The following is a 7,025-nucleotide window of genomic DNA, read 5'->3' on the forward strand; positions in this document are numbered from 1 at the left end:
GGCGCTCGCGGGCGTGCCCGCGTCGTCGCCCAGGAACCCGGTGATGCCCTGGCCGGGGTGCTCGGTGACCTCGGTGAGCCGGGCGGCCTCGGGCGCGGCGGCGACGATCGCGGCGGCCAGAGGGTGGGTGCTGTGCGCCTCCAGGCCGGCGGCCACGGCGAGCAGCTGATCCCGGTCGTGCTCCCCGGTCGTCTCGACCGCGACGACCTCGGGCGTGCCGCGCGTCAAGGTTCCGGTCTTGTCGAAGGCGACGGTCCGGACCGTGCCGAGCTGCTCGAAGGCCTGCCCGGACCTGATGACCACGCCGAACCGGCTGGCCGACCCGATCGCCGAGATCACGGTGACCGGTACCGCGATGGCCAGCGCGCACGGCGAGGCGGCCACGAGCACGACGAGCCCACGTTCGGTCCACAGGGCGGGGTCGCCCACGATGAACCCGAAGATGACGACCAGTGCCGCGAGCACGAGGACGGCCGGGACGAGCGGCCTGGCGATCCGGTCGGCCAGGCGGGCGCGCTCGCCCTTGCGGGCGTGGGCCTGCTCGACCAGGTGGACGACGGTGGTCAGCGAGTTGTCCCGGCCGGCTGCCGTGGCCTCGATCTGCAGTGCGCCGCCCCCGTTGATCGAACCGGCGGGGACGGCGTCCCCCGGGCCGACCTCGACGGGGATGGACTCGCCGGTGATCGCGGAGGTGTCGATGCTGCTCGTTCCGGTCACGACCACGCCGTCGGTCGCGACCCGCTCGCCGGGCCGTACTACGAGGATGTCCAGCTCCTGCAGGTCGACGGCGGGGATGGTCTCCTCTCCGGACAGCCGGGAGATGGTCGCCGTCTGCGGGATCAGGGACAGCAGCGCCCGCAGCCCGTCGCGGGCGCGGTCCATCGCCCGGTCCTCCAGGGCCTCGGCGATGGAGAACAGGAACGCCAGCGCGGCGGCCTCGCCCACGTGCCCGAGCAGCACCGCGCCGACGGCGGCGATCGTCATCAGCAGGCTCACGCCGAGGCGCCCGCGCACCAGCCGCCGGACCGCCCCGGGGACGAAGGTCCAGGCCCCGGCCAGCAGGGACAGGGCGAGCACGACGACGGAGGCGGTCGTGACGCCGGTCCGCTCCAGGGTGTAGCCCACCGCCAGGAGCACGCCGGAGGCGATCGGCAGCAGCATGCCCGGGTCGCGCCACCAGGGGCCCGCGTCCTCGTCGCCCTGCCCGAGGTCGTGCTCGTCGTCCTCCTGGCCGGAGGTTCCGGAGACGTCGCGCACAGGTATCGCGAGCCCGCGCTGCCGAGGAGTCTCCTGGGGATCGGGGCCGCAGCAGATGTCGTTCACCGCAGCACGTTCCGCGCCTCGCGCCCGAGCTCGGCCGCAGCCTCGGCAGCAGCGTCAGGCATGGTCTCCGCCCCCGGCCCGCAGCACAGCGGGACGTCGCAGTTCTCGTCCGCGCACGGGGCGCCGTCGTCGACCGCGAGGATGGTCCTGACCAGCTCGCCGATCGCGCGGGTCAGGTGCGGGTCGGCGATCTCGTACCGGGTCTGGCGTCCCTCCGGCGTGGCGACGACGATGCCGCACCCGCGCAGGCACGCCAGGTGGTTCGACACGTTCGAGCGGGTCAGGCCCAGGTCGCGGGAGAGCTGTGCCGGGTACCCGGGCGCGTCCAGGAGCGAGAGCAGGATGCGGGAACGGGTCGGGTCGGCCATCGCGCGGCCCAGCCGGTTCAGCACGTCCAGGCGCGAGGCTATGGTCAGCATGCGCTGACCATACAGTGTGTGCTGACCATTCGGGAGCCAGGATCCGGAGGCGCTGCTCAGGTTCGGCGGCCTCAGTAGGTTTGCGTGCATGACCAGTGACGGCGTGGCCGGCCAGGACCCGACGGTCGAGGGCGACTGGCGAGAGGACACGTTCTTCCGACGTCGGCCCTCGGCCGAAACTCTGGACTGGGTGGCCGCTTCCATGGGCCGAGGAAGTCGCGTCGTCGGACACAGGCGGTTGACCGGTGGCGTCAACTCCGCTGTCCATCGTCTGACGGTTGAGCGACGCGACGCGCGAGTCTTCGTGGTGCTGCGGCAGTACCCGGCTGGAAGCATCGCGCTTCGGACCGCCATGGAGAAGGAGATCGCCAACCTCGAGGTGGTGGCGGGCAGCGGGCTCCCGGTCCCGACGCTCCTGGCCACCGACGTTGCCGGCGTTGCCACCCACGGAGCGCCGTCGTTGCTGATGACACGGCTGCCCGGCCACGTTCACCTCAACCCGACGGAGCGCCGACCGTGGACCGAGCGGATCGCCAAGTTCGCTGCCCGGCTCCATTCCGTCGACCTCCCGGCGCCGGCATTCCGGGCTTGGGCCGACTCATGGATCGCACCTCGTGGTCGGTTTCAGGTTCCGGTCGGCGCGCAGAAACCTGCGATCTGGAAAGCCGCGTTCGATGCCATGGAGTTACCTCCGCCCGGGGATGATGCCGTCTTCCTGCACTGCGACTACCTGCCCGTCAACCTGCTGTGGTCACGTGGGAAGATCACCGGACTCACCGACTGGAACAGCATCCACCGAGGGTCTCGCGCCATCGACGTCGGACAGTGTCGGCGGTACCTGGCGTCGCTCTACTCGCCCGACTGGGCAGAGGAGCTCCGCTCGCGCTACGAATCGATCGCGGGTGTCCCGCTTGACCCGTGGTGGGACTTGTACAGTCTCCTGCACCACGACGACAACGGGCCACAGTCGATCTCCCGTCAGGTAGCCGGGCGCCGTCCGGTCGACGTGTTGGGCATGACGGCTCGTGTCGAGATCGCCGTGGAGCAGGCGCTGCACCGTCTCGGCTGAACACGTGCGCCGCCGTCGGGCGGCATTCATGACGTGCTTTGAATCGGGGCCTGACCATCCGTGGTCCCGCGGTCGCCGACAAGGTGATCACCGACCCCTAGTGCGTCGCCAGCCGCTCCAGCAGGACCGCACTCCGGGCCAGCACCGCCTGCTCCTCGTCCGTGAGCTCGGCCTCGATGGCCTGCGCCAGCCAGCCCGCCCTGCGGCCGCGCTCCGCCTCGAGTGCGGCGCGGCCGGCGTCGGTCAGCTCGGCCAGTGACTTGCGGCCGTCCGTCGGGTGCGCCCGGCGGGTGATCAGGCCCTGCTCCATCAGCAGGCCGACGACGCGGGCCATCGACTGCGGGCGTACACGCTGGTCGGCGGCGAGGTCGCTGGTGGTCATGGCGCCGTCGCGGTCGAGCACGCCGAGCACCGCGATCTGGCCGAGCGGGATGCGGTCCTCGTGCTTGACGCGCCGGGTGAGCTTGCCCATCGCGGTACGCAGCTCGGCGGCGGTGGCGGCTGACTCCGGGGTGGGCACAGGTCAGTTTACCTTTTCGGTGCCCAGGGGAACTGTGCACCTAACCTGTACACCTAAACTGCACAGTTTTGCTGTATGGTTTGGCGCTGTCGGGCTCAGCGCCAGCGTCGTCGCAGCCGTGCCCGGCACACGACAACGGGAAGGACTCCCATGTCCGCAACAACAGCCGGAACCGTCAGCGCCGCGATCGAGACGGTGCGAGCCCGTCGGGTCCTCGACAGCCGGGGCAACCCGACGGTCGAGGTCGACGTCGTGCTGACGGATGGATCCCTGGGACGCGCGATGGTCCCCTCGGGCGCCTCGACCGGCGCCCGGGAGGCCCTGGAGCTGCGCGACGGTGACCCCGCGCGCTGGCACGGGAAGGGCGTGGACCGCGCCGTCGGCCACGTCAACGGCGAGATCGCGGCAGCAGTGCGCGGCCGGGACGCGGCGGACCAGGCCGGCCTCGACGCCGTACTGATCGAGCTCGACGGCACGGCCACGAAGTCGCGGCTCGGTGCCAACGCCATCCTCGGCGTCTCGCTGGCCACCGCCAAGGCCGCCGCCGTGGCCCACGGCCAGCCCCTCTACCGCTACCTCGGCGGGGACGCCGCACACCTGCTGCCGCTGCCGATGATGAACATCGTCAACGGCGGCGCCCACGCCGACAACCCGCTGGACTTCCAGGAGTTCATGATCGCGCCCCTCGGCGCGGACACCTTCGCCGAGGCGGTTCGCATGGGCAGCGAGGTGTTCCACACCCTGCGCCGCGACCTGCTGGCAGCCGGCCACTCCACGGGCGTCGGCGACGAGGGCGGGTTCGCGCCCGCGCTGCGGACCGCCGAGGAGGCCCTCGACTTCGTGGTGGCCGCGATCGAGCGCACCGGCTACCAGCCCGGCGTCGACGTCGGGCTGGTCATGGACCCGGCGTCGTCGGAGTTCTTCCGCGACGGGGTGTACGACTACGCGGGCGAGGGTGTGCGCCGTACGCCCGCCGAGCACGCCGACTACCTGGCCGGGCTCATCGGCGCCTACCCGGTGGTGTCCGTCGAGGACCCCATGGCCGAGAACGACCTGGACGGCTGGCGCGCGCTCACGGCCCGCGTCGGGGACCGCTGCCAGCTCACCGGCGACGACGTCTTCTGCACGAACGAGGCGCTGGTCCGCGAGGGGATCCGGACCGGGGTCGCCAACTCGGTCCTGGTCAAGGTGAACCAGATCGGCACCCTGACCGAGGCGCTCGCGACGGTGAGCACGGCGCACGAGGCCGGCTGGGCGGTCGTCATGTCGCACCGGTCGGGCGAGACGGAGGACACGACCATCGCGGACCTGGCGGTGGCGACCGGCTGCGGTCAGATCAAGACCGGCTCGCTGTCGCGGTCGGACCGGACGGCGAAGTACAACCAGCTGATCCGGATCGAGGAGGAGCTGGGGGAGTCGGCCCGGTTCGCGGGGCGTTCGGCGTTCGCACGGGCGTGACCACGCCCTGGGTAGGTCTCGCGACCGTGATCGCGGAGCCCTGCTCGGTCAGTCCGCCGCGCCGCGCAGCCGCTTCGGCAGGTGTGCGGCGTCGGCGAGCGTCCGGTCCGCTCGCTCCCGCGGTTGGGTGGCCTCGACCGAGAGGGTGTACCTCATTGCGAGTCGTCCGTCACCGCAGCCTTCCGACGCCGCCGCGCCCCCGCCGACCGCGGCGGCGTCTGCCGCATGTGGTCGCGCGCTCGCCCGAGGATGTCGGCGAGCGTCTCGACGTCGGCGCGGGACAGCGGGGCGAACAGCAGGTCGTCGAGCAGGCCGACATGGCCCGGGAAGACCTCCGCGAGCACGGCGCGCCCGTCGTCGGTGATGGTGACGGTGACGCCGCGCTCGTCGTCCGCGGACTGCGAGCGGGTCACGAGTCCCCGCTTCTCCAGCGTCTGGGCCTGGTAGGTCAGCCCGCTGCGGCTGTAGACGACGCCGTCGGCCAGGTCGGTCATCCGCCGGCTGCCCGTCGGGGCGTCCCCGAGGGTCGCCAGGAGCTGGAACTGGACGTAGCTGAGGTCTCCGGCGTCGCGTAGCTGCTGCTCGACGGAGTGCTTCAGCAGGCTGCTCGCCTCGATCAGGGCGAAGTAGGCGCCCAGCTGCGTCGTATCGAGGGGCGGGGGCGTCGAGGTCACCTCTCCAGCCTAGCCAGGCCGTTCAGTGCTTCCAACTCGAAGTACTTGCTTCCAATTTGAAGCAGTGCTAGCGTGCTCGACAGTTGCTTCGAATCCGAAGCACATGGCTGAAGGGAGCGGCATCATGAAGGCAGTTCGGTTCCACGAGACGGGCGGCTCCGAGGTTCTGCGCTACGAGGACGTCGACCAGCCGGTTCCCGGCACCGGCGAGGTGCTCGTCCGTGTCGCCGGTTCGGCGTTCAACCCGGCCGACGGCGGCATGCGCGGCGGGTTCCTGCCGATCCCGATCACGCTGCCGCACGTCCCGGGCTACGACGTCTCCGGCACGGTCGACGTGCTCGGCGACGGGGTGGAGGGCGTTGCTGTGGGGCAGGACGTCGTCGGGTTCCTTCCGATGGCGGCCGACGGAGCGGCGGCCCAGTACGTCGTCGCGCCGGCGGGTGCCCTGGTCGCGGCCCCGACGCGGATCCCGCTGGCGGACGCCGCCGGGCTGCCGTCGGTGGGGCTCACCGCCTGGCAGGCGTTGTTCGAGGCCGGCGAGCTCCGGGCCGGGCAGCGTCTGCTGATCAACGGCGCCGGTGGCCCGGTGGGCGGCTACGCCGTGCAGCTCGCCAAGCGCGCCGGTGCGTATGTCATCGCGACGGCGAGCCCGCGCAGCGCCGAGATCGTCAAGGCGGCCGGGGCGGACGAGATCGTCGACCACACGGCGGGCCCGGTGCTCGACGCGGTGACCGAGCCCGTCGACGTGCTGCTCAACCTGGCCCCGATCACCCCCGAGGGATTCGCGGCCCTGGCTGCCCGGGTCCGCGACGGCGGTGTCGTCGTCTCCACGACGCCGAGGGTGGAGACTCCCGGCGACGAGGAGCGGGACGTGCGCGCGGCGACAGTCTTCGTCCACCCCGACGCCGAGGTGCTCTCGGGCCTGGTCGCCCTGGTCGACAGCGGCGACCTGCACGTCGAGATCGCCCGGCGCGTGCCGCTGGACGAGCTGCCCGCGATCCACGAGCAGGCCGACGCGGGGCAGGTCTACGGCAAGGTCGTGGTGGTCCCGCCCGCCGTCTGACGGGTCTGCCCACATCCGGCCTTCGTTACTATTTCGTGACATGTTTGCCAGAGCGGGGTACATTCATTGCGGCCCGTAGCACTGCGGGACGTCCCGGCGGGCGCCGAGCCCTGTCACCGCCGGGGGTACCGACGAACCACATGACAGGGACGGGGGACCCACTTTTGGACACCTAGGTGTCCTCGGGGTGGAGTCGTGCGGTTTCGGCCGCCGGCCGGGTCAGTCTCCGACCCGAACCCGACAGCTAACCTCGCAGGCGCCGGGAGATGCTCCATGCCATCGACTTTCCCCGGGCGCGTACGCGTCCCCGGTCAGCCAGTCCTGCCGTGCCGCACCCGATCCCGGGGAACCCGATGAGGCACGGGCGCGAGCGGTCCCTGCCGGAGCCCACGGGGCGTGCGGCGCGACGGGGCGGCGGGCGCCACAGCAAGGGCCGGCACGCCGCCGCCCCGGTGCGGCACCCGCGGCCCTCGGTCCTGGGGCGGCTGCCCCTGAAGAT

At 71.9% G+C, this 7,025-nt stretch carries 7 protein-coding genes and 1 riboswitch; of the genes, 3 read left to right on the forward strand and 4 right to left on the reverse strand.

From position 1 onward, the window contains the following. Together PROKR_RS37445 and cmtR are read right to left on the reverse strand one after the other, a co-directional pair. The coding region (locus PROKR_RS37445) for a heavy metal translocating P-type ATPase (protein WP_425414901.1) at positions 1-1,323 on the reverse strand (1,323 nt) is incomplete at its 3' end. After that, positions 1,320-1,742, reverse strand: a complete 423-nt coding sequence (gene cmtR / locus PROKR_RS14890; protein ID WP_036964429.1) for a Cd(II)/Pb(II)-sensing metalloregulatory transcriptional regulator CmtR — start codon at positions 1,740-1,742, stop codon at positions 1,320-1,322. The genes PROKR_RS37445 and cmtR, both read right to left, overlap by 4 nt. A gap of 88 nt (positions 1,743-1,830) precedes the next feature. Between cmtR and PROKR_RS30790 the strand changes: the two genes are divergently transcribed. Then, on the forward strand, positions 1,831-2,811 hold the full coding sequence (locus PROKR_RS30790) for a phosphotransferase family protein (RefSeq protein WP_051433021.1): 981 nt from the start codon (positions 1,831-1,833) through the stop codon (positions 2,809-2,811). 97 nt (positions 2,812-2,908) lie between these two features. Here the strand turns inward: PROKR_RS30790 and PROKR_RS14905 are convergent, their stop codons facing one another. Beyond that, positions 2,909-3,331 carry a MarR family winged helix-turn-helix transcriptional regulator gene (locus PROKR_RS14905; protein WP_036964432.1) on the reverse strand — a complete coding sequence of 141 codons (423 nt, stop codon included), beginning with the start codon at positions 3,329-3,331 and terminating at the stop codon, positions 2,909-2,911. A 150-nt stretch (positions 3,332-3,481) separates the two neighbouring features. On the opposite strand from PROKR_RS14905, the gene eno reads away from it, so the two are divergent. Continuing rightward, positions 3,482-4,789, forward strand: a complete 1,308-nt coding sequence (gene eno / locus PROKR_RS14910; RefSeq protein WP_036964433.1) for a phosphopyruvate hydratase — start codon at positions 3,482-3,484, stop codon at positions 4,787-4,789. Between the two features lie 152 nt (positions 4,790-4,941). Here eno and PROKR_RS14915 read toward each other — a convergent pair whose 3' ends face one another. Beyond that, entirely contained in the window at positions 4,942-5,463 is a 522-nt protein-coding gene (locus tag PROKR_RS14915) for a MarR family winged helix-turn-helix transcriptional regulator (RefSeq protein ID WP_036964434.1), read from the reverse strand. 124 nt (positions 5,464-5,587) lie between these two features. Here PROKR_RS14915 and PROKR_RS14920 point away from each other — a divergent pair, with 124 nt between their 5' ends. Next, positions 5,588-6,526: an NADP-dependent oxidoreductase gene (locus PROKR_RS14920; RefSeq protein ID WP_036964648.1), complete on the forward strand. Its 939-nt coding sequence runs from the start codon at positions 5,588-5,590 to the stop codon at positions 6,524-6,526. Positions 6,527-6,645: 119 nt separating this feature from the next. Next, positions 6,646-6,797, forward strand: a riboswitch (cyclic di-AMP (ydaO/yuaA leader). The last annotated feature ends 228 nt before the right edge of the window (positions 6,798-7,025 follow it).

The sequence above is a fragment of the Promicromonospora kroppenstedtii DSM 19349 genome, from assembly GCF_000515355.1.
GTDB lineage: Bacteria > Actinomycetota > Actinomycetes > Actinomycetales > Cellulomonadaceae > Promicromonospora > Promicromonospora kroppenstedtii.